This window comes from uncultured Bacteroides sp. (assembly GCF_910586915.1).
Lineage (GTDB): Bacteria > Bacteroidota > Bacteroidia > Bacteroidales > Bacteroidaceae > Bacteroides.
In genome coordinates, this window is sequence record NZ_CAJULN010000042.1 from 1 (window position 1) to 23,334 (window position 23,334).

Here is a 23,334-nt window from a genome sequence, read left to right on the forward strand (position 1 = left end):
GTTTTTTTGTCCGATAGTAAAACAAATGTCAGAACAAGTCTTGACTATTACATATAAATGTACAACGTACATTAGATACACAGTTGAGTCTGTTTTGATTTCGTCGAACTCACGTTATATTACACCTCCTCATTCATAAATGCCTTTATTTCTTCCAGCCGCTTAATTCTATGATTCGCATATGCCTTGTCGTCCATACATTCGGAAATGCATTGAATGATTGACTGAACATTATCAGTCGTTCCAAGTTTTTTCATCAACTCGTCAATCTTTATGTCAGCATCAGAAATTTGTTCCTCAAAATTGATTCTTGCAGCTTCCAATGCCGAATTAACTCTCTTTTCACGTGCTGAGCACTTAATTTCTTCTACTTTGCCTTTCAAATAGGCTGTTATTCTTTTCATTTTTCTATAATTTGAAATTAAACTTGATATGTTTACGCTTGTATTAATTAATTCACTACGATGTACTTGTTCAAGCTCACTAGCACTATAATAATAATTACAGCAAGACACTTTATAGACACAATCACATTCATATGATTTACAATACATCTTTGTATTACACCAATTTCACCACTGCTAATCACTTGAACAGTATCACCTACATCAAACTTTGGAAACTCTGGGTATTCCATACTTATATGTTTTTATTAATTCCTAATCTCTGTTTCTACCTCGTCAATCTTACCGAACATCTTGTAAATCTCCAGTAGCCAGTAGATGCAATCGGGCTTGATTTCTCCCGGCACGCTACTTATAGCACTTATGGCATCTATTATTTTCCCTTGCCATTCACGGGCACTGTCTGACAACAAAGTCGGTTTGATAGCATCATAAAGCAACATTGCTTTTTCTTCTTTTGATAAATTATTTCTTTCCATGACTGAATTAGTATTAGTAATTATTAGTATTTAGTATTCAATTAGTTATCTTTAGTAGTTCATGTGTTTTATGAGAGCAAGTAATCTGCCCAAATTTCGATAAATTGCTTTCCTGCGTATATTGCAAGTTCTTTTGTCTTGAATATAAACTTCACACCAAAAGATGCACTTGACAAACAGAATTGAGCATTTGTTGAAAAGCCTTCCGCTCTAATAGCGATTATACTATCTTTATATGGACGAATAATGAGATTAGATTTCTTGTCTTCATCCATCTTGTCAATCATTTCTTTATTGTAAGCAACAAAGAATGGAAAAAGTACTATGCAAAAATACTCATCATATCCATGTTTCCATCCCTCGTTAAGTGCTTCTGTAATGATACATAGTTTCATATACGCCACTACATCCTTTTCGAGATTTGAATACTTCTTCTCCCAGTCCTCTACACTTTCTTTGATTCCGACCTCACGTAGTGCATCCTCAAAGGTCTTTACACGTTCTGTAATTGGCTTTTCATCCACCATTTCGATAATTATTTTTCCGTTCACTTCTTTCTGAACTGCTCTTTTCCCATAGGGAACTTGGATTGATATTTCTTTCATGATTAGTTACTTTTTATACATACCTCTTGCCGTCCGCATTCCTACGAACCTTAAAGGCGTTTAGTTTATAATATTGATTATTTGTTATTTAGCAAAGATACTATGCACCATTGTACGACCTTTCTCTGTGAAAACGGTGTAGGAACTCGTTCCAAAACTTCCGTCATTTCTTGTGAACTGGTGCGTCCGCATCTTGGTGTAGCCTTTATCTTGATACTTTGCCGTAAGCATCCACGTGCCCGATTGGTAGAACATTACCTTTCGCTCTTTGAGTGCCTTGTGGAATCACAATAAAAACCGCAAAGTCTATTTATTAGATAGTTGCGGTTTTTATTTTTTTCGCACCTACCCAACATTATATACCTACCGGTATCTTCAGCATATACCATCCAACAAATAATAATATCCAAACCAATAAAATAGCTAACGAATATCTCCAAGTATATTGAAACAATGTACCATATGTAATCTGCTTATCATACTGCCGCATATAAGTCAGCACTAAAGGCATATAAAACAAAAAAGGAGTAATGGCATTTGTCGCACTGTCTCCGATACGGAAAGCACATTGTGCTACATCCGGCGAAACGCCCATTTGCGCAAACATCGGGATAAAGATCAAAGACATAAACGCCCATTTGGAAGTAGCAGACACCATAATCAAATTAATGAATGCTGTAAACAGAATAAACAAGACCAAAGTCACCAATGGAGCAGATTCAAAAGAAGAAAGCAACTCGGCACTCATGATGGCAAGACATTTATCTAAATGAGAATATTCGAAACAAGCAAACATTTGAGCTGCAAAGAAAGCGATCACGAAATAAACACCAAGAAGTTTAATGGGTTGAGTCAATCCCTCTATCACATCATTATCCGTACGATAACGACCGGAACTGAAACCATACACCATCCCTGTAATACCAACCCCTAAAGAAAGAAGAAACAAAATACCGGCAATAAAGGGAGAATGCATCAAACCACCATTCACCCCACGCAAAATTCCGTAAGAGGAAAAAGTAAGCCACAAAACAAGCCCCACATAAATAATCGCCACAATAACAGAAATCACAATTGCACGTCTCTCTTTACGCGATAAAGGACGATAGGTTGCTGCCTTTGCACTGCCTTCATATTTTCCGAATCGGGAGAGAAGCCATTTTTGAGTTACCCAATAAACAATAACAGTAATAACTATCGTAGAAGCACTCATAAAAAAGTAATTGCAAAGAGGTTCCGTATTTCCCTGATAACCCGTTTGAGCTAATGCAGCCTCTTGGGTAGTATGAGCCAACAAAGGATCCATCGTACTCAACACAATATTAGCACTATACCCACACGAAACGGAAACATACGCCGTCACAATTCCTGCAATCGGATGAAGTCCTACCCACTGAAACAGTATGGCAGCAATAGGTAGCAAAATAATATATCCGCCATCACCAATAGCATTGGATAATAATCCAAGAACAATTACCCACAAAATAATTTTTCTCTTCTCTTTACGATTACCCAGCCCCATACGAATACATACATCAATAAAACCAGAATGCCGGGCAACTCCTAATCCGAACATCGCAATAATCACCATACCCAACGGAGCAAATCCTGTAAAGTTCTTGATAGCATTCCGCAACCACCAACGAATTCCCTCCGGACTAAGTAAACTTTGTACACGAATATTCTCGCCAGTCTGCGGCAATGTCACCTTCAATCCATAGATATCACATATCCATGAAAGAAAAACCACTACCATCGTCAATAGCATGAACATCGTTGCAGGATGGGGCATACGCCATTTTGTCTTCATCGTTTCTCAGATATATTCATCATCAAATCCTGTTTATCTACTCTTCGTCGGCTTCCAGATTATCCAAATCAATAATACGCAGTTCCAAAGCGCGAACTGCCAATCGAGTAGCATTCACTCCCACCCTTTCTCCATTCGGAAAGAGACGTCCGATGAGATCGTTTTGTCGTTTTTCCAATGATTTCACTCCAAAAGGCATACCTTTCAGATTTGCAATCATCTCCTTTGTATATCCCAACGCCAAATGGCGAAGAAAACGCTCGTCATATTCGTCGATATCATAACCGATCACCGCTTCTTGCCTTTTTGCATCATTGGCTACCGACTTTTTGAAACGTTCTACAATCTTCTCCAAAATCGGATAGTTGAATACTAATTTCTTGCCATCCATCACAGCCTGTACGTCTGTTTTGGTCAGCAATTCTCCTGTCTTAAGGATAATTCCGTCAGCACCGGCATTGAGTACATCCACCCACAATTTCTCATTCAGAATCTCACCTGTGAAAATCAAAACATGGACACCTTTATAGCGTTTGAATATATTCCGGCAAATATCCACTCCAATAGTAGTGGAACCTCCCAAACCTAAATCCAATAATACCAAATCCGGAAGTTGGACTTCCATTAACGGCCAGAATTCACTTTCGGTCATAGCCGTACCAATCACTTCCGCATTCGGTATTTCATGACGAAAGATTTCCTCCGTACCTTTCAATTCCAGTTTTACATCCTCTACAATAATAACTTTAAATTTCTGCTCTTCCATTTCCTTATCTAATAACTTTTATGGGTTTTCTTTTTTATCTGCGCGGAACAGTGAAATAAACCGTAAATCCTCCCTCAGTAGCAGGCTCAGCATTAATACGGCATCCTCTGCGTCCCGCAAATTCATCATGGTCACGGATAATTTGTTTACATACCAGATATTCCGTTCCTTGCAATTCTCCTTTCTCACCGGAAATCATACGTGCCAAATTCGGATAAAACAACTGATTCAACTCTTCCACACTCTTCTCCCGCCGCGTATCCGTAAAAAGGAAGCGAACATATTCATCATCCGTACGAGCCTGCAAACAAAGTACTCCGTTTTGCCGAATCGTCAACGCTTCGTCAATCAGATTCTCCAATAGAAAACGTAATTGATTCATATCTCCTATAACCTTTGCTTCCATCGGCTCCATTTTCAGTTCTATCTTTTCCACCCGATTCTTCATCACCTTTTTAAAGTATTTCCCGGCAGCATCAAAAAGCTCCTGCACCAGAATCACCGTACGTCGGAAAGTAACCTCTTCCAACTGACGAGATGCACACGAACTCAAAATAGTAAAGATACCTTTATAATATTCTATCAATTCCGTCATCATATCCACCGCCTCACATTCTTCCTTTTCCGAAAGATTCTGTGCATTCAGACGCCCTACAATCTGTTTGATTCTATTAGGATAATATATCGTTTCGTGCTTAATCGTAGACAAACAATTGTCAAGCACCATATTCTGCACGTGCAACATACTGTCTTCCCAAGAAGCCCGGCGTGTCTCTTCGTGTGCCGACTCAATATCACGATATTTCGTAGCCAACTTCACTACTGCATTAAATACAACAATAGCTACATAACGTGCTACCAATTCAAAAAGCAAACGGTCTGTTTCCTGCTCCCCCCCTTCCCTGCGCTCTAAATACAACACACCGACACACTGATGCTCCCCTCCTGCTTCCACCTTCAAAGGAATTGCCAACAGATTCCGGTCAGTAAAAAACTCACCGGAATTAAAAGATTGCTGTACCATTTCCGGCATCTCCTGGCTGGGACGTGAAGCATATTCCAACCGCTGTGATGCTTCGTTGTACACCGCAATCCCCATTCTATCAATTGTCAGTAATTCATCTACAGCGCCGAATGCTTCATCCACAATACGCTGTGGAATCTCTTTAAGCGTATTTTCTTCACGCAGAAGCGCTTCCGCATCATCCTGCCCCTGTAGACCGGCCAAAGATGCAGAAAATACCTTCTGATTTATTTCAAGTACCTGTTCAAGATTCAACCGATTCTGCAAACGCTTCCGCATATACAAGAAATAATAGCCGATCAAAGAAACAATCAATAAGACAAAACACAAAATAATCCCTACCGTCTTATTGGTATTCGAACGTTCCAACTGTCTGCAATAAGTTTCCAGCGTCTGGTCTTCTCCCTGCAACTTATACAAACCGGTAAAAGCCGAATTATTGTAATTATACGCATCCAATTGTTTTAAAGCTAAAAAAGCAACCGCCGCTTCATTTCTTATGTCCAGAATCACATGATAATCCGAATCGAACAATTCATTCCACCAACTGATTTCAGCCGGTGACTCCGTATCGACAAGTTTCATATAACGACGAGATTGCTCGGGATGCGCATACTTTTCATAATGCTCATTCAATAATAACATGGCAGAATCTACGTATTGCAAAGCAAGTTCATAATTTTCATCCACATTAGCAAAATAGGCTGCATTAGCATAATCTGAAGCTACGTCTAACAAATCATCGTAAGTAGAATCCATAACCGAAACAACCAAATCCCTCTCCTGTAACATAGGTGTAACCGGATTATATCGACAAGACACCATACCCATAGGCAACAACAGACAAAGCAAAACACCCATCACTTTACGTACTCCTAAAGGCAAACGGAAATAAAAACGGCTTCCCTTTCCCAATTCGCTCTCTACATTAAAAATACAGATTCGGAACAGTTCATTCGTTTTCTTATATTTCTCAATGATTCCTTTGCAATTCATCAGCCCGAATCCACTGCCTTTATTTTCCTTCAACAATTCCGGATTCTCCGCATCCTTCATTCCGATTACACGCGAATCGTATACTTTTTCATCAATGATAGACGCCACGTCTTCTTCCGAAAGCCCTCTCCCATTATCTTCCACAGAAATCTCCACATACATATCCGTAGTACGTGCATACACCTTAACAAGACCTCCTTCCGGAGTATATTTACGCGCATTTTCCGCCAATGTATTAATCATAAACAGCGTCAGTGCCCTATCTGCCTTCACCACAACAGCAGTCGGTTCAATCTCCAACGTCTGTCTTTTCATTTCAAAAGCGCGACGCCCTTTTCCCAACAAATCAAACAGTTCGCCAAGACTGAATGTTTCAATATTCAAACTTAGTGTTCCCTGTTTCATTTTAATCCATAGAGCCAGGATATCATTATATTCATTGATTATAGTTACCAACTCGTCAATATACTGATACTTCTCCTTTTTAATCTTTTCATCATGAATATATCCTTTCTCCGTAAGTTTGTGTACTTCGTTCAAGATACGGTCAATATAAGGATTGATACCATTCACAATAGCCATACAAGCCTTTTTTATTAGATTCTGACGTTTGTTTCCCGCGATATGCTGCTCATAGACATACCGTTGTTTTTCCAATTGCATCCGTTCTTCACTCAACGTCTCTACTATTTGCTCATTGTCGGCCGCCCAAATAATGTAAGGTTCCAATACGTACACCAACGCCTTTTCATCCCTATTCAATCGATGTACAGGAACAAGTGCCACTTTTTCCCTTTCATCTTCAGGAATCTGTAGTCTCATACGACATTTTCCGAACAATTGGTCTATCCCCTGCTGAATTAACGGGACATTCATCGGAATGGAAGAAGTTATATCCCGACAAAGCTCCAAAATCTGTTGCAGGCGCTCCACATCAATCTGATTCTTTATCTTTGAGCGTTTATTAAAGAACCACCAAAGAATAACGACCAACACCAAGCCTGCAATCACTAAAAAAAGAACAAACGTCATCTGACGCGAACCAGCTTCCAACGAAACATACCGGCTTTCCAATTCCTTATCCTGACGCGTAAAATTCAGAATATCCAGATAAATATTCCGATTATAATCAGACGCCTCCTTCCTTCCCAAGCCTGCGTACGATACACTCAACTGTTCCCGAATCCTCGAAATCCATTCGGGTACAGTCTTTACTTTTTCTTGCATAATCCACGGTATTCCGGTATAAGTCGTATCCCCTTCCGCAAACGTATATAATTTGTCTAATGTATCGGTTTCATTATGATAATAAAGCATATGATGCCGGTTTACACAATCCAACGCCTTCGTCAATGTATCCAATGCTTCCGAGTATCTGCCATGTGCATTCAAATATTTACCAATAGACACGTAGGCCCCGGCAATCTGATACAAATCGTCATACTCTTGAAACTTTTCGAGAGCGAGTTGTGCCAAGCGCAAAGGCAAAAGCGAATCCATCGGCAAATCAAACTGCTCCAACGCGTGTGCCCGTCTTGTTTGAAAAAGATGGAAGCTATTGGAAGCAATCATCAGATTCGCAAGCCCCTGCAAACCATTTCCCTCAAAATAAGGATAATCACTCTTGGCAGCCATTTGCCAAGTATAATAAAGATGGTCAAACTCACGGAGTTTTCTATCTTCCGGGCGTTCACCTTCCACCAAAGAAGCCGCACCTTTAATGTAATGATAATAAAGCAACTGATTAGTATCTGCCAATGCTTCCTCTTCCGATATCTGATTGAGCGAAGCTATCGATTCCTGCCGTTGCTGAAGGTAAAAGTAATAAATAGAAGAAACTATGAAAAAATCTGTAAAAGCATAATCCAAGCGAAGTTTCTCATGTCGGTCGGCAAACAAATCGCTCTCTTCACGAATACGCTTCATGCGCTTCAGCGCACTGTTCCGATAATCATAAAATTCTTTGTTCATAGCCGTGCGCTGACAAATTTTCATCAGCCCGATGTCGGCAATCAAAAGTTCGAGTTCGTTCTTGGTCAATTTGTACACCTCTTTGTGCAAAGCTTCGGCACGGTCAAAATCCATATTCATATAGGCCCAAAAGCCCAAATTATTCGAAGCCTCGGCTTTCCCCGACTTATACAGGTTTACTTGCCGATAAGCCTGTTCGGCATAGCTGTAAGAAGAATCAAGATTCCGGTAACGAAATGCATATGCTTTCCCGTTCAATGAATCAATCAGACGCACTTCCCTGGTCGGAACCATATCAGTACACGAAAAGAAAAAGGTGAACAACACTACACCTATTATATATAAAGGAAAGCGTGAACTCATTTTATTATCGGATAATTAACAACAGATAATGGCCATTCTCCATTATACACCGCAAATCTACAAATATTTCCGATAAGTTGAAGAGAAAAATATTTTTTATACAATAAGTCTTTCTAAATAATAAGAGAAATTCCTACCTTTGCAGGCAAATTAACAAATAGGTAAAAACATCTATTATAAAATGAGCGAAAAAGCACCCTTTATGGTATTCTCGGGAACAAACTCGAGATATCTTGCAGAAAAAATCTGCGCAAGCCTGAATTGCCCTTTGGGAAATATGAACATCACCCACTTTGCCGACGGCGAATTTGCGGTTTCATATGAAGAATCAATTCGTGGAGCACACGTATTTCTGGTTCAGTCGACTTTCCCAAACTCAGACAACTTAATGGAACTTCTCTTGATGATTGATGCAGCAAAGCGTGCATCAGCAAAGAGTGTTGTAGCTGTAATCCCTTATTTCGGATGGGCTCGTCAGGATAGAAAAGACAAACCCCGTGTTTCTATCGGAGCTAAATTGGTAGCCGATCTGCTTTCTGTTGCAGGTATCGACCGCTTGATTACTATGGATTTGCACGCAGATCAGATTCAGGGATTCTTCAACATCCCGGTAGATCACCTGTATGCATCGGCCGTGTTCCTCCCCTACATCCAATCATTAAATTTAGAGAATCTGGTAATTGCCACGCCGGACGTAGGCGGTTCAAAACGTGCAAGCACTTTCTCCAAATATCTCGGTGTACCATTGGTACTCTGCAATAAATCACGCGAGAAAGCAAATGAAGTTGCTTCCATGCAAATTATCGGTGATGTAAAAGGTAAAAACGTTGTATTGGTTGACGATATTGTAGACACAGCAGGCACAATCACTAAAGCTGCCAATATCATGATGGAAGCCGGAGCAGCGTCTGTACGTGCTATTGCCAGCCATTGTGTAATGTCCGATCCGGCTTCTTTCCGCGTACAGGAATCCGGTTTGGCAGAAATGGTATTTACCGACAGCATCCCTTATACCAAGAAATGCGCAAAAGTAAAACAGTTAAGCATTGCCGATATGTTTGCTGAAACCATCAAACGCGTCATGAACAACGAATCTATCAGTTCGCAATATATTATCTAAAATAAACAGGGATATTCAGTAAATGTCCCTGTCTCTATAAATCAAGAGAAAAGTCTTACTTTGCGTGAGCTTTTCTCTTATTTTTTTCCGGCTTGTTCATTTTCTCTTTCGCTGCCATCTGCATCATCAACGATATATATCACATTGACAATCATTTAGAGTTTCCGGCTATTTCCTGCGATGGAAACGGTCGTATCCACGTATGGGAACGAGTGTGTCAATGCGTGGAAACGGTCGTGTCAATGCGATGACACAGGCGTTTCGTATAAAGCAACCAATCGTTTCCTGTATAAGTAAAGATACAAAAAAGGCAACTGACTCGCAATGAATCAGTTGCCTTAAATCTTATTATTTCAGGAATATCCCTGTTTTATTGAAGCCTTCCCAATTTATAGGTTCCTTTTTTAATAACCTTTCCATCTCTGTCAGTTTCTACAAAAGGGCCATCTTTCTTTCCTTGTTTGAAAAATCCGTCAAAACGATTACCGTTTTTATCGATTTGTATTCCTTTTCCTTCTTCCAATCCATCCACAAAACCACCTTTGTATTGCATACCGGTAACAGTTTTCAACGTACCTTCACCATTCGGACGGTTGTCCTTCCAATCACCCTCATATACATCTCCATTGTTCCATTTATAAACGCCCTTGCCTTCACGCTTATTATTTTTCCAGTCACCTTCATACACAGCCCCGTTCGACCATGTGAAAGTACCCTTACCGTCTTGCATACCATCTTTGAAATTGCCTACATATTTATCGCCGTTGGCGTGATAGTAGACTCCTTCACCCGTACGTTCACCTAAAAGATAAGAACCTTCATACCGATCACCTGTATGAAAAAAATATGTGCCTTTGCCATGTTGAATATCATCCGCCCAGTCGCCTTCATATTTATCTCCATTGGTGTATTCAAATACTCCTTTGCCGTGGCGCACATCGTCTTTCCAGTCACCTTCATATTTGCAGCCGTCATCCCAATTCATGGAACCCTTGCCGTTCTTCTTGTCATTCTTCCAATGTCCTGTATACTTTGCACCATTCTCCCAAGTATAAGAGCCTTTGCCTTCGCGTTTATCATTAGCCCAGTGGCCTACATACAAATCGCCGTTGTGATAATACATCGTTCCTTCACCATGCTGATAATCCTGAAACCACATACCATCATAACGATTATTATTCATAAAATAATAAATTCCATTGCCATGCTGCTGGTCCTGAAACCACTGTCCCTCATACTTCTCTCCGTCAGGAAACATATAGATACCATACCCTTCACGCTTCCCCTTTACATATTCTCCCTGGTAAACATCGCCATTTTTAAAGACCGTCTTTCCTTTTCCATTCGGTTTACGTCCCTTCATTTCACCTATATAGGCGCTGCCATCCTTAAAAGTATAGTTACCAATCTTTACTTCAGTAGAAAATGTATCTTTTATTTTTCCGAAAAATCCGCCTTTTTTCCCTTCATTCTCTTGCGCCATTGCTCCCGATTGTGAAAAGAGAGCCAATAAAAGTGTAGTATATAGATATTTCCTCATTTATTTCAGTCGTTATTCTTTTTAGATTTACAATTTGGACAAAGATACAATTTCTCTCCCATAAGTTCCTCTATAAAAGAGCAAATTATGACATCTTTTTACCTGCGATGACCTCTTTTAATGTCTCTTTGCACAAATAGCGCTGTGCCAAATCCTGTATATCCGCAGGAGTAATCTCATTCACAGCGCGCAGGGAACGGGAGAAATAATCATCTGTCAAACCGGAAGTAGCAATAAATATCCACGCATCCGAAAGAGAGAAAGGTGATTCATAACTACGACACATCTCACCCAACATATAGTTGCGCACCATCGTCAACTCCTCAACCGACACCTGTTCCTGATGCAATTTGTCTATTTCATGGTACACCTCTTGAATCAACGGTTCCACATATTCATTATCCGTTTCTGTCGAGACAAATAAAACTCCACTGTCAGGATAAAACATGATACCTGCCGAGATGCCATAAGTATATCCCTTTTCTTCACGGATATTAGACATCAGACGGCTACCGAAATACCCACCGAACAAAGTCATCAGCACACGCAATTTAGGATAATCCGTATGTTCACGAGTGATGGTGGTGCATCCCATTTTCACCGCACTCTGCATAGCGTCCTCACGTTCCGTAAAAATCCTTTTTTCTGAAACGGCAGCAAAAGGAAAACTCTTTTTGGGAATCTGCAATTGATGTTGCCCGAACGGAGTTCCGAAAGTATCTGTCACCCGGCAGATAATATCCTCTGTCACCTTACCGGACAAAAAGATAGAACAATTGCCCGAATGATAATACCGCTCATAAAAATCACGAAGCACTTCCGGAGTAATGGTATTATAATCCTCCTCCATTACTATTTTGCCACATGGATGCTGCTCTCCATACAGAGATTTCAAAAGACTACGATGCGCCAAGAAATCAACTTTGGAAGAGTTAACCAAATATTGTTGAATATTCGTATCCAAGATTGTCCGTAATTCCTTTTCGGGAAAAAGCGGCTCTTTAATCATAGACTCCACCAATTCTAATGTCTTCGCCAAATATTTATTCAACGAATAAACAGTAATATAGGCATATTCCGAAGAACTGGACAATTCCAACCACGATCCATAATAATCCAACTTTTCGGCAATGGCAGCCGCCGTATATTTCGCAGTACCTTCGCGAAGCATCCGATTGGTAAACAAAGCTTGCAACTTCTGCGACTGTTGCCACCGCCCTCCGGCAAAAAGTATATCCATACGCACTACATTTTGTTCACCGGCATTGATAACAGTCAATGGAATACCGTTCGGCAAAACAGTCCGTACAGGAGTAAGTATCTGAAAGTTTTTCAGGGTTTGTATTTCTGGTTGTATCGTGCGATCCATAAACTATTCTCTATTCTTCAAAAATTCTTCAGCGTGTTCCAAATCTTGAGGGGTGTCAATTCCAATTGTCTCCACATCGCTGATTCCTACTTTTATCTTATATCCGTTTTCCAACCAGCGAAGCTGCTCCAGCGATTCAGCAATCTCAAGTGATGACTGAGGAAGAGCGGTAATCTCTTTTAGCACCTCTGTGCGATAAGCATACAGCCCGATATGTTTGTAATAAGTATGTCCTTTCAACCACTCTTGTTTTTCTGCATTCCGTTGATAAGGAATGATAGAACGGCTGAAATAAAGCGCATTCCAGTTAGCATTCACCACCACCTTCGGAGAATTTACGTTTTCGAGGGCTACAAACGGTTCGTCAGCAGTAAATGGCTTTACCAATGTAGCTATTTGAGTGGTCAGGTCATTAAAACAATTCTTCACAGCATTCAACTGCGAAGGCTGGATAAAAGGTTCATCTCCTTGTATATTGACAACGACATCATAGTCTCCGCCAATCTTAGTACAGGCTTCGTAGCAACGGTCAGTGCCACTCTTATGATGCACAGAGGTCATTACTACCTTACCTCCAAAAGCCTTGACCGCCGCTTCAATTCGTTCGTCATCGGTAGCCACATATGCATCATCCAAGACACCCGACACCTGTTCATACACACGTTGTATTACTGTTTTCCCACCCAACATAGCCAACGGTTTCGCCGGGAAACGCGTGGATGCATAACGGGCAGGGATTATTCCGAGAAATTTCATATCTGAATCTATTTTAATTCTTCCAAGCCCTTCATGATATACTCCCTTTCCATTTCGTCGGGCCTTAAAATCCGATTGTCGAAAATGAGCAAATCAATGTCCAGGCAAACTTTTTCTTTTTTCTTGTCTTCAGGAAGGCGTCCGGCAAACTTTTCAATCGTTTTCAGTTCTTCTTGTATCATCTCTTCCGTTGCTTCGGAAAAGAACTGTGCCACTTGATTGGAAAACAACGCCGGATTTTTAAAAAACAAAGGCTGCGTTTCCTGCTCGGATGTAAAACGGATAGAGGGAAATAATTCCCTCAACCTATGCCTTGCAAGAGAGAGATTTTCCTCTCTGTTACAATTACTCCCGATACAGATAATACACTTATGCACGTGGTCTTTTTCCGATAAAATACTATCAATTAAAGAGGTCGTCCAGTCCACTCTCTTCCACCTCACCTACCTGCATTTCCGAACCGGCACAAGGATCAAAACCTTCAGGAAGTTTGAATTTCTCCTCCTGACTATATCCCAGACTCCGGTCATCATACACTTTCTTCATATATTTTGCCCAAATAGGCAATGCAGCGGCGGCTCCCTGACCATAAGTCATTGCACCAAAATGAATATCGCGTTCATCTCCGCCTACCCAGCATCCGGACACGAGTGAAGGGGTGAATCCCATAAACCAACTATCGGAATTGTCATTCGTAGTACCCGTCTTTCCACCCATATCGGCAGTAATTCCATACCGGCGTACGCGTCCGCCTGTACCTTCATTAATCACTGCACGAAGCATCACAAGCATCTTATATACACTCGAAGTACTCACCACTTCATCCATCTGCGGTGCGAAAGTGGAAATGATATTTCCTTCATTATCTTCTATATGGGTGACAAACAAAGGAGCTACCCGAATACCGTTATTGGCAAAAGCCGTATATGCGCTTACCATCTCGCCGACCGATATTTCGCAAGGTCCCAAACAAAGTGACACTACCGGATCTATGGCCTTATTACGCACCCCGAAACTATGAATCAGACGCACCAATTCGTAAGGATTCAATTTACCCATCAGGTACGCAGAAATCCAGTTATCCGAGTTTGCCAAACCCCATTTTAGAGTAACCATCTCACCATAACGTTTTTTGTTGGCATTACGTGGCGACCACGGTTCTCCGGTTTCCGTTATCAATGTCTGCTCTACGTGACGCACTAAGTCGCAGGGCGAAAAGTTGTTTTCCATTGCCAACGTATAGAGATACGGTTTGATAGTAGAACCCACCTGACGGCGACCAACCATCGCCATATCATATTGGAAATACATATAATTCGGGCCACCCACGTAAGCTTTTACGTGTCCGTTTTGCGGACACATCGACATAAAGCCTGTACGTAAGAACGATTTATAATAACGAATGGAGTCCATAGGCGTCATAATGGTATCCTTGTCTCCCGTCCATGAAAATACAGTCATCTCCTGCGGTGTATCGAAGGCTTTCCGTATCTCTTTCTCCGAAGCACCAGCATCCTTCATCAGCCGATAACGTTCCGTTTGTTTCATCGCTTTTGTCAGCAATTCCTTTACCCGCTCTGCCGAAATACTCCTTGCATAAGGAGCGTTCTTACTACCCACTTTTTCTTTAAAGAACAACGGTTGTAAAAAACTCAGATGTTCTGCCACCGCCTCTTCAGCATATTGCTGCATATGCGAATTAATAGTAGTATAGATTTTCAGACCATCCGTATAAATATTATAATTGGAACCGTCTTTCTTCTTATTCTTCGCACACCATCCATACAAAGGGTCTGTCTCCCAAGCAAGAGAATCTTCATAGTATTTCTGCATCTGCCAGCCGCGATAATTGCCTTTCACCGGTTTAGATGCAGTCATTACACCACGCAAGTATTCACGGAAATAGGTAGCCAATCCTTCTTTATGGTCTACGCGGTTATAAATCAGTTTCAACGGCAGTGCTTTCAGCGAGTCACATTCCGCTCCGGTGAGATAGCCCGCCTTCCGCATCTGTTCAAGTACCACATTCCGACGTCCGCGCGAGCGTTCGTTAAAACGAACAGGATTATACAGTGACGGATTCTTACACATTCCCACCAGGGTAGCTGCCTGCTCTATCTTCAGTTCTTTCGGTTCGCATCCGAAGTAAGTATGTGCCGCCGTCTTAATTCCCACTGCATTGTTCAGAAAGTCGAACTTGTTCAAATACATACTCAGAATCTCTTCCTTCGTATAGTAACGTTCCAGTTTCACGGCAATCACCCATTCTATCGGTTTTTGAAAAAGCCGTTGAAGAGTATTCCGTGCCACTTTCTCCGTAAACAACTGCTTGGCAAGCTGTTGTGACAACGTACTTCCACCACCCGCATTTTCCTGCATCAGCAATCCACGCTTCACAAGCGCACGAAGCAGAGCTTTTACATCAATCCCCGAATGCTCCACAAAACGTACATCCTCTGTAGCAATCAGTGCATTGATAATACCGGGCGACAAATCCTTATAAGCAGTATACACACGGTTTTCCTTACTATACGACCATGTACCAAGTACCTTGCCATCTTCCGAGAAAATCTCCGTAGCAAACTTATAGCTCGGATTCTCCAATTCCTCAACAGGAGGCATATAACCAATCCATCCCTTCGAAATAGAAACAAATATAGCAACCACTGCTACTACTCCGATTACCAATAGAATCCAAAGAATTTTTATTATTTTTCGAATCATATTTTTTCTAACTTAAAAGACGCATTAAAAGAAGGTACAAAGGTAGATAAAATCCAGTACTCAACCAACGAGTTTAATTATTATTTCAATTTTGTGTTAAATAACACGTTCCTCTCTAAACACAAAACAGGCAGGAAAAATTCCACCTATCATTCATTAGCAAACCGTATCGTATTGCAAGATATCAATTACCGAAGCGAGGATGAGTATGATAAATAAAGAGATACCTTAATATATTAGGAAACCAAAGCAAACTAAGTTCAAAAGAAATAGAAGACTTTTACATTGCTTTGATTATCCGCTATTTTCCCCTATCTGCCCAAATGGCACATTTACAACCTAACAATCAACTACTTACAGCGCATATATGCGCTGCATACAGGAAATATAGATGCTGGACGTAGCGCATATAGATGCTACAAATAGGACATATATGCGGTGAAAACAGGAGCTATATCTCCTGCAAATCGGTCATCTGAAGAGAGAAAATAGCGGATAATCATAAAAAAGGTACGAAAAAACTGTGCTTTTCACAAATTCTTCGTACCTTTACACTCCGGTAAAACAAGTTCTATCCACATAAAATATAACAAAATGGAAAACAGAAGTTTAGTAACCATTGCCGAACATTCCAAAGAAAAAATCCTCTATATGCTCGAAATGGCGAAGCAGTTTGAAATGAACCCTAACCGCCGGTTACTGCAAGGAAAGGTTGTAGCAACCTTGTTCTTCGAACCTTCCACCCGTACCCGTCTGAGTTTTGAAACAGCAGCCAACCGTCTCGGTGCACGAGTTATCGGATTTACTGACCCCAAAGCGACCAGTTCTTCCAAAGGGGAAACTCTTAAAGACACGATTATGATGGTGAGCAACTATGCAGACATTATCGTCATGCGACACTACCTTGAAGGAGCGGCACGATATGCCAGTGAAGTAGCTCCGGTGCCTATCGTCAACGCTGGAGACGGAGCCAACCAGCACCCGTCACAAACAATGCTCGACCTCTACTCGATTTATAAAACGCAGGGGACATTAGAGAATCTGAATATCTTCTTAGTAGGCGATTTGAAATACGGACGCACCGTGCACTCGTTACTGATGGCAATGCGCCACTTCAACCCCACTTTCCATTTTATCGCTCCCGAAGAGTTGAAAATGCCGGAAGAGTATAAACTCTACTGCAAGACTCACCAGATAAAATACGTTGAACATACGGACTTCTCTGAAGAGATTATCGCCGATGCCGACATTTTGTATATGACCCGCGTACAACGTGAACGTTTCACCGACCTAATGGAATATGAACGAGTGAAAAACGTATATATCCTCCGAAACAAGATGCTGGAAAATACCCGTCCGAACCTGCGTATATTGCACCCGTTGCCACGTGTCAACGAAATTGCTTATGACGTAGACGATAACCCGAAAGCATATTACTTCCAACAGGCACAAAACGGTCTGTATGCGCGCGAAGCAATTCTTTGCGATGTGTTAGGTATCACATTAGATGACGTTAAAAACGATATTTTATTATGAGCGAGAATAAACAAGAACTGCAAGTAGCCGCCCTGAAAAACGGGACGGTGATTGACCATATCCCATCTGAAAAGCTCTTTACTGTAGTACAACTGCTTGGTGTGGAGCAAATGAAAAGCAATATCACCATCGGATTTAATCTTGAAAGCAAAAAGTTAGGCAAGAAAGGTATTATAAAGATTGCCGACAAGTTTTTCTGCGATGAAGAGATTAACCGTATTTCGGTAGTCGCTCCCAATGTGAAGTTAAATATCATCCGTAACTATGAAGTGGTGGAAAAAAAGGAAATAAAGATGCCGGATGAGCTTCGCGGAATTGTAAAATGCGCCAAACCGAAATGTATCACTAACAATGAGCCGATGGCTACACTATTCCATGTGATAGACAAGGATAATTGCATTGTTAAATGTCATTATTGCGAGAAGGAACAGAAACGGGAAGATATCACTATTCTTTAATTTTACTCACCACAGAGGACACAGAGTCTCACAGAGTTCTTAATAATTCAATTATTGAACACATCGGTCAAATTACGGTTTTACCTATAAAAGAAAAACTCCGTGAGATTCTGTGTCCTCTGTAGTGAAAAAATATACTTATGAAACAAGACTGGAAACCAGGAACCATGATTTATCCGTTGCCGGCTGTATTGGTCAGTTGCGGTAAGGAAGAGAGTGAATATAACATTGTCACGATAGCATGGACAGGTACGATTTGCACAAACCCGCCTATGTGTTATATATCCGTACGCCCGGAACGGCATTCATACGAAATTATCAAGCGGAATATGGAGTTTGTCATTAATCTGACCACGAAAGATATGGCTTTTGCCACCGACTGGTGCGGAGTACGTTCGGGGCGCGATTATCATAAGTTTAAAGAGATGAAACTCACTCCGGGTCGATGTACGGTGGTAAATGCGCCGTTGATTGAAGAATCTCCCCTTTGCATCGAATGCCGTGTGAAGGAAATTATTTCTCTCGGTTCACATGATATGTTTATCGCAGATGTTGTGAATGTACGCGCCGACGACCAATACCTGAATCCCGAAACCGGAAAGTTTGAACTGGCAGAAGCCAATCCATTGGTCTATGTGCATGGCGGGTATTATGATTTGGGAGAGAAAATCGGTAAATTCGGCTGGAGTGTAGAAAAGAAAAAATAAATAATCATGTTGCGTAAACTTTTTCTTCTCGGTTCGTTGACTATGAGTTGCCTGGTTTTAGCGCAAAACCATAAAGCGAATAGAATAGACCGCCCCAATACCAGAAAAATCAATTTCGGTATCAAAGCAGGATTCAACTCCTCTATGTTTATGGTTTCCGAATTGAAGATTAAGGACGCAACAATCAGCCAAATACAGAATAACTATAAAATCGGTTACTTCGGCGCTCTTTTCATGCGCATCAATATGAAGAAGCACTTCATTCAGCCGGAAGTATCCTATAATGTAGCCAAATGTGAAATAACTTTCGACAAATTAGGTTCACAGCATCCTGCCATTGAGCCGGACTATGCCTCGGTACTGTCCATGTTGCACAGCATTGACTTTCCCGCTCTATACGGATACAATGTGGTGAAGAAAGGGCCGTATGGTATGTCTATCTTTGCAGGTCCGAAACTCCGCTATTTATGGGGAAAACAAAACAAAATCACTTTTAAAAACTTCGACCAAAAAGGAATTCACGAAAAACTGCATCCCTTCAATATCAGTGCTGTGGTCGGTGTAGGTGTGAGCATCTCCCGCATCTTCTTCGATTTCCGTTACGAGCAGGGTGTAGGAAATATTTCGAAATCCATCGTATATGACAACATCAATTCTGATGGCAGCACAGAAACCAGTCCTATCATTTTCCGACGCCGAGACAGTGCGTTGAGTTTTTCGTTAGGATTCATTCTTTAGAAATAAAATATCATTAAATCGCGCCTTTTACTAACATTTTTCTTATGTTCTCTTCATTCTTTATTTTATTTGATTAACTTTGTGCGTTTAAAATAGGTATCTCGAATTAAAAATTTAATCTTATAAAAGAATGAAAAGAGACGACTTAATTTTCGACATCATCGAAAAAGAGCATCAACGCCAGTTGAAAGGCATCGAGCTGATTGCATCTGAAAACTTTGTAAGCGACCAAGTAATGCAGGCAATGGGGTCTTGCCTGACTAACAAGTACGCAGAAGGTTATCCGGGCAAACGCTATTATGGAGGTTGCGAAGTGGTAGACCAAAGCGAACAAATTGCCATCAACCGCTTGAAGGAAATCTTCGGTGCCGAATGGGCAAACGTACAGCCGCACTCAGGAGCACAAGCAAATGCAGCAGTTTTCTTAGCAGTCTTGAACCCGGGTGACAAATTTATGGGATTGAACTTGGCACACGGCGGACACCTTTCTCACGGTTCATTAGTAAATACTTCGGGAATTATCTATACTCCTTGCGAATATAACTTGAACAAAGAAACGGGACGTGTTGACTACGACCAGATGGAAGAAGTCGCTCTGCGCGAGAAACCGAAAATGATTATCAGTGGAGGTTCCGCTTACTCCCGTGAATGGGATTACAAGCGTATGCGTGAAATTGCTGACAAAGTAGGTGCTATCCTAATGATTGATATGGCTCACCCTGCCGGTCTGATTGCCGCCGGAGTACTCGATAATCCGGTTAAATATGCACATATCGTCACTTCTACTACACATAAAACACTTCGTGGACCTCGTGGTGGTGTCATCATGATGGGTAAAGACTTCCCCAACCCGTGGGGTAAGAAAACCCCGAAGGGAGAAATCAAAATGATGTCTCAATTATTAGATTCTGCCGTATTCCCTGGTATCCAAGGCGGACCGTTGGAACACGTAATTGCCGCTAAGGCAGTGGCTTTCGGCGAAATCCTGCAACCTGAATTCAAGGAATATGCGAAACAAGTACAAAAGAATGCGGCTGTACTCGCACAGGCTCTTGTAGACCGTGGTTTTACAATCGTTTCCGGTGGTACAGACAACCATTCTATGTTGGTAGACTTGCGTGGAAAGTATCCTGAACTGACAGGTAAAGTAGCAGAAAAAGCATTGGTTTCTGCAGACATTACCGTTAACAAAAATATGGTTCCGTTTGACAGCCGTTCGGCTTTTCAGACTTCCGGTATCCGTTTAGGTACTCCTGCCATTACAACTCGCGGTGCTAAGGAAGACTTGATGCTTGAAATCGCTGAAATGATTGAAACTGTATTGTCTAACGTAGAAAATGAAGAGGTTATTGCACAAGTACGTGCCCGTGTCAATGAAACTATGAAGAAATATCCTCTATTTGCTTATTAATAAACACTTCTTTTTTATTCTATAATCACTTATTGAAGCAATCAGAGTAATTTATACTTGATAAAAGTCTGTTCTTTGTGAAAAGGGCAGACTTTTCTATTTTTTAACCTGTTCCAACCGAACTATCTGTCAAAGAATCCTGTTATTTATATTAAAAATATCTCTTCAAAAAATAACCTCTATCGTACGGTACATCAGAAGGGAGATAACAAAAAAGATGTGCCGGACTCTATATATAAGCAACCCCGTCTTTCCTTATCTGCTTATAAGAAAAGACGGGGATTTTAAACAAGTAATGGGAAATCTACTAACTCAGTCCTTCGATTTCTCCATCCACAATATCAATGTGCAATGCTTGCGGCTCTTTCGGCAATCCAGGCATACGAAGAATCTCTCCTGCTATCGCCACAATCATTTCCGCACCGTTATTGATAACAATATCTTTGATATGGAATTCGAAATTATCTACTGCACCGTAAAGTTTGGGATCGGCAGAGAATGAATATTGTGTCTTGGCAATGCAGACGGGATAATGGGAGATTCCCATTTTCTCAATCAACTTGATACGGTTGCGTGCAACATTACTGTAAGTAATGACACTCGCACCGTAGATATTGGTAGCCACCTTTTCAATCTTCTGCTCGATGCTGTCTTCTTCTTTATATGTATAACGCAAAGGTTCGGAAGGTTTACTTTCGATGGTATCCACTACCAGACGTGCCATATCCATTGCACCCTCTCCTCCTTCACTGAAGGCGTTGTTGATGGTAAAGCCCACTCCGAGTTGCTCGCAATGTGCGCGAAGCAATTCCATTTCTTCATCCGTATCGGCAGCAAACTTATTGAAAGCTACAATCACTGTCTGTCCAAAAGAACGGAGATTGCGGACGTGCTTGTCGAGGTTGCGTAATCCTTCTTTCAATCCTTCCATATTCGGTTCCTTGATGCGGTCGAGGCTGACACCACCATGCATTTTCAATCCCTGCGCAGTGGCAACAATTACTGTCAAACGTGGTTGGAGTCCGCTTTTCCGGCATTTGATATTATAGAACTTCTCCGCACCGAGGTCAGCACCGAATCCGGCTTCCGTTATCACGTAGTCACTGAAAGACATAGCCAATTTGGTAGCTAAAATAGAGTTGCAACCGTGGGCGATATTGGCAAACGGGCCGCCGTGTACGAATGCGGCAGTACCTTCCGTTGTCTGAACGAGATTGGGATGAACAGCATCTTTCAACAATACGGTAATGGCTCCTGCCACTCCCAAATCTTTGACTGTAAAAGGCTTGTCATCAAAAGTAAAGCCAAGCAGGATATTTTCGATACGACGACGCAAGTCGTCCACATCCTTAGCCAAACAAAGAATTGCCATAAGTTCCGAAGCAGGCGTAATATCGAAACCGGACTCTTGTGTGATACCGTTCGACTTCGGCCCCAAGCCGACAACGATACTACGCAATGAACGGTCGTTCACATCAAGCACACGCCGCCAAAGAATCTCCTTCAGTCCGAAACCTTTTGCCTGGTTCTGATACAGATAATTATCCAACAGGGCGGAAATCATATTGTGAGCAGAAGTAATGGCATGAAAGTCGCCGGTGAAATGGAGATTGATTTTTTCCATCGGCAGTACTTGTGCATAGCCGCCACCTGCTGCTCCCCCCTTCATACCGAAGCATGGGCCAAGAGAAGGTTCGCGAAGCGCAACAACCGCTTTCTTTCCAATTTTGTTAAGCCCCAAGGCAAGGCCGATGGAAACTGTAGTTTTACCGATACCCGCTTTTGTGGCTGTGATGGCAGTCACCAAAATAAGATTACTTTTCTTTACTTTCTCTTCATCAATCAATTGTTCGGGGATTTTGGCGATATAACGACCATAATTTTCAACTTCTTCACGAGGAATTCCGATACTTTCGGCAACCTGCTTTACTTTTTTCAACTCAATGCTGCGAGCTATTTCTATGTCTGATTTCATATAGAATATAGTTATTTTATTTTGAATGTGCAAAGTTAGCGATAAAAAGTGATAAATGGAAATACCGGGTAAAGTCTTTGATAGATAGGCAAAACGATGAAGTTGAAAAATGCTACAATAGGCTTCCAAAGTCAGCCCGAAGTCAGCTTAGGACTTCGCTACGTTACCTATCCGTTACCATGCGGAATACGGTTTATCCTCCCGCTTGCAGAATGACGAAGGTAGCTATTTTATAGTGAGTTACCAACATCTCACACAAAAATAATCCGCCTCTGACAAAGATTGCGCCGTTCCTCCGTGTTTTGCGTACCGACGATGGACTCTCCACCGACTAATTTTGAACCTAAAAAAATTAAGGACGATGAAGAGTACATTTTCAGTTATCTATTACCTGAAACGTCAGGTAGTGAAAAAGGACGGGACAGTGCCCGTCATGGGACGCATAACGGTGGACGGCAGCCAGACGCAGTTCAGCTGCAAACTGACCGTCGATCCCAAGCTGTGGGACACCAAAGGGGGACGTGTCACGGGCAGAAGCACGGCGGCACTCGAAACGAACCGTATGCTTGACAAGATGCGGGT

At 41.5% G+C, this 23,334-nt stretch carries 19 protein-coding genes and 1 pseudogene; 7 read left to right on the top strand and 13 right to left on the bottom strand.

Annotated elements, in window-relative coordinates; translation table 11 throughout:
• Positions 1–119: 119 nt before the first annotated feature.
• The 7 genes and pseudogenes from QZ331_RS11955 to QZ331_RS11980 all read right to left on the bottom strand — a co-directional run bounded on the left by QZ331_RS11955 (position 120) and on the right by QZ331_RS11980 (position 8,418).
• A complete protein-coding gene (locus tag QZ331_RS11955; protein WP_294630507.1) occupies positions 120–404 on the bottom strand; it encodes a hypothetical protein in 285 nt (94 codons plus the stop codon).
• A gap of 248 nt (positions 405–652) precedes the next feature.
• Entirely contained in the window at positions 653–883 is a 231-nt protein-coding gene (locus tag QZ331_RS11960) for a hypothetical protein (RefSeq protein ID WP_294630508.1), read from the bottom strand.
• 68 nt (positions 884–951) lie between these two features.
• A complete protein-coding gene (locus tag QZ331_RS11965; RefSeq protein ID WP_294630510.1) occupies positions 952–1,488 on the bottom strand; it encodes a hypothetical protein in 537 nt (178 codons plus the stop codon).
• A gap of 84 nt (positions 1,489–1,572) precedes the next feature.
• Positions 1,573–1,755, bottom strand: a pseudogene (locus tag QZ331_RS14465) (phage antirepressor KilAC domain-containing protein); the annotation flags it as partial.
• Positions 1,756–1,843: 88 nt separating this feature from the next.
• Positions 1,844–3,298: an AbgT family transporter gene (locus tag QZ331_RS11970; RefSeq protein WP_294630512.1), complete on the bottom strand. Its 1,455-nt coding sequence runs from the start codon at positions 3,296–3,298 to the stop codon at positions 1,844–1,846.
• A 37-nt stretch (positions 3,299–3,335) separates the two neighbouring features.
• A complete protein-coding gene (locus QZ331_RS11975) occupies positions 3,336–4,064 on the bottom strand; it encodes a DUF5932 domain-containing protein (RefSeq protein ID WP_294630514.1) in 729 nt (242 codons plus the stop codon).
• 34 nt (positions 4,065–4,098) lie between these two features.
• A complete protein-coding gene (locus tag QZ331_RS11980) occupies positions 4,099–8,418 on the bottom strand; it encodes a DUF5113 domain-containing protein (protein ID WP_294630516.1) in 4,320 nt (1,439 codons plus the stop codon).
• A 181-nt stretch (positions 8,419–8,599) separates the two neighbouring features.
• Between QZ331_RS11980 and QZ331_RS11985 the strand changes: the two genes are divergently transcribed.
• Positions 8,600–9,538 carry a ribose-phosphate pyrophosphokinase gene (locus QZ331_RS11985; protein ID WP_294630518.1) on the top strand — a complete coding sequence of 313 codons (939 nt, stop codon included), beginning with the start codon at positions 8,600–8,602 and terminating at the stop codon, positions 9,536–9,538.
• A 370-nt stretch (positions 9,539–9,908) separates the two neighbouring features.
• Here QZ331_RS11985 and QZ331_RS11990 read toward each other — a convergent pair whose 3' ends face one another.
• From QZ331_RS11990 to QZ331_RS12010, 5 genes are all read right to left on the bottom strand, one after another.
• A complete protein-coding gene (locus QZ331_RS11990; protein ID WP_294630520.1) occupies positions 9,909–11,078 on the bottom strand; it encodes a phosphatidylinositol-4-phosphate 5-kinase in 1,170 nt (389 codons plus the stop codon).
• An 85-nt stretch (positions 11,079–11,163) separates the two neighbouring features.
• Positions 11,164–12,447 carry a pitrilysin family protein gene (locus tag QZ331_RS11995; protein ID WP_294630522.1) on the bottom strand — a complete coding sequence of 428 codons (1,284 nt, stop codon included), beginning with the start codon at positions 12,445–12,447 and terminating at the stop codon, positions 11,164–11,166.
• A 3-nt stretch (positions 12,448–12,450) separates the two neighbouring features.
• The gene (kdsB, locus tag QZ331_RS12000; RefSeq protein WP_294630524.1) at positions 12,451–13,203 is read right to left on the bottom strand and encodes a 3-deoxy-manno-octulosonate cytidylyltransferase; all 753 of its coding nucleotides are present in this window, start codon (positions 13,201–13,203) and stop codon (positions 12,451–12,453) included.
• A gap of 8 nt (positions 13,204–13,211) precedes the next feature.
• On the bottom strand, positions 13,212–13,580 hold the full coding sequence (locus QZ331_RS12005) for a 2-amino-4-hydroxy-6-hydroxymethyldihydropteridine diphosphokinase (RefSeq protein WP_294630538.1): 369 nt from the start codon (positions 13,578–13,580) through the stop codon (positions 13,212–13,214).
• Between the two features lie 25 nt (positions 13,581–13,605).
• Positions 13,606–15,927, bottom strand: a complete 2,322-nt coding sequence (locus QZ331_RS12010) for a transglycosylase domain-containing protein (protein ID WP_294630526.1) — start codon at positions 15,925–15,927, stop codon at positions 13,606–13,608.
• 594 nt (positions 15,928–16,521) lie between these two features.
• On the opposite strand from QZ331_RS12010, the gene pyrB reads away from it, so the two are divergent.
• The 5 genes from pyrB to glyA all read left to right on the top strand — a co-directional run bounded on the left by pyrB (position 16,522) and on the right by glyA (position 20,777).
• Positions 16,522–17,463, top strand: coding sequence for an aspartate carbamoyltransferase (gene pyrB / locus QZ331_RS12015; RefSeq protein ID WP_044654187.1), 942 nt, complete (start codon positions 16,522–16,524; stop codon positions 17,461–17,463).
• Entirely contained in the window at positions 17,460–17,921 is a 462-nt protein-coding gene (pyrI, locus tag QZ331_RS12020; RefSeq protein ID WP_294630529.1) for an aspartate carbamoyltransferase regulatory subunit, read from the top strand. The genes pyrB and pyrI overlap by 4 nt, the downstream gene beginning before the upstream one ends.
• Positions 17,922–18,061: 140 nt before the next feature.
• Positions 18,062–18,628, top strand: a complete 567-nt coding sequence (locus QZ331_RS12025; RefSeq protein WP_294630531.1) for a flavin reductase family protein — start codon at positions 18,062–18,064, stop codon at positions 18,626–18,628.
• On the top strand, positions 18,629–19,366 hold the full coding sequence (locus tag QZ331_RS12030) for a porin family protein (RefSeq protein WP_294630540.1): 738 nt from the start codon (positions 18,629–18,631) through the stop codon (positions 19,364–19,366).
• Positions 19,367–19,496: 130 nt separating this feature from the next.
• The gene (gene glyA, locus QZ331_RS12035; protein ID WP_294630533.1) at positions 19,497–20,777 is read left to right on the top strand and encodes a serine hydroxymethyltransferase; all 1,281 of its coding nucleotides are present in this window, start codon (positions 19,497–19,499) and stop codon (positions 20,775–20,777) included.
• 307 nt (positions 20,778–21,084) lie between these two features.
• On the opposite strand, the gene QZ331_RS12040 is transcribed toward glyA, so the two are convergent.
• Positions 21,085–22,752: a formate--tetrahydrofolate ligase gene (locus QZ331_RS12040; protein ID WP_294630535.1), complete on the bottom strand. Its 1,668-nt coding sequence runs from the start codon at positions 22,750–22,752 to the stop codon at positions 21,085–21,087.
• A 361-nt stretch (positions 22,753–23,113) separates the two neighbouring features.
• On the opposite strand from QZ331_RS12040, the gene QZ331_RS12045 reads away from it, so the two are divergent.
• Positions 23,114–23,334: Arm DNA-binding domain-containing protein (locus QZ331_RS12045; protein ID WP_240060490.1), on the top strand; the 221-nt coding region annotated here is incomplete at its 3' end.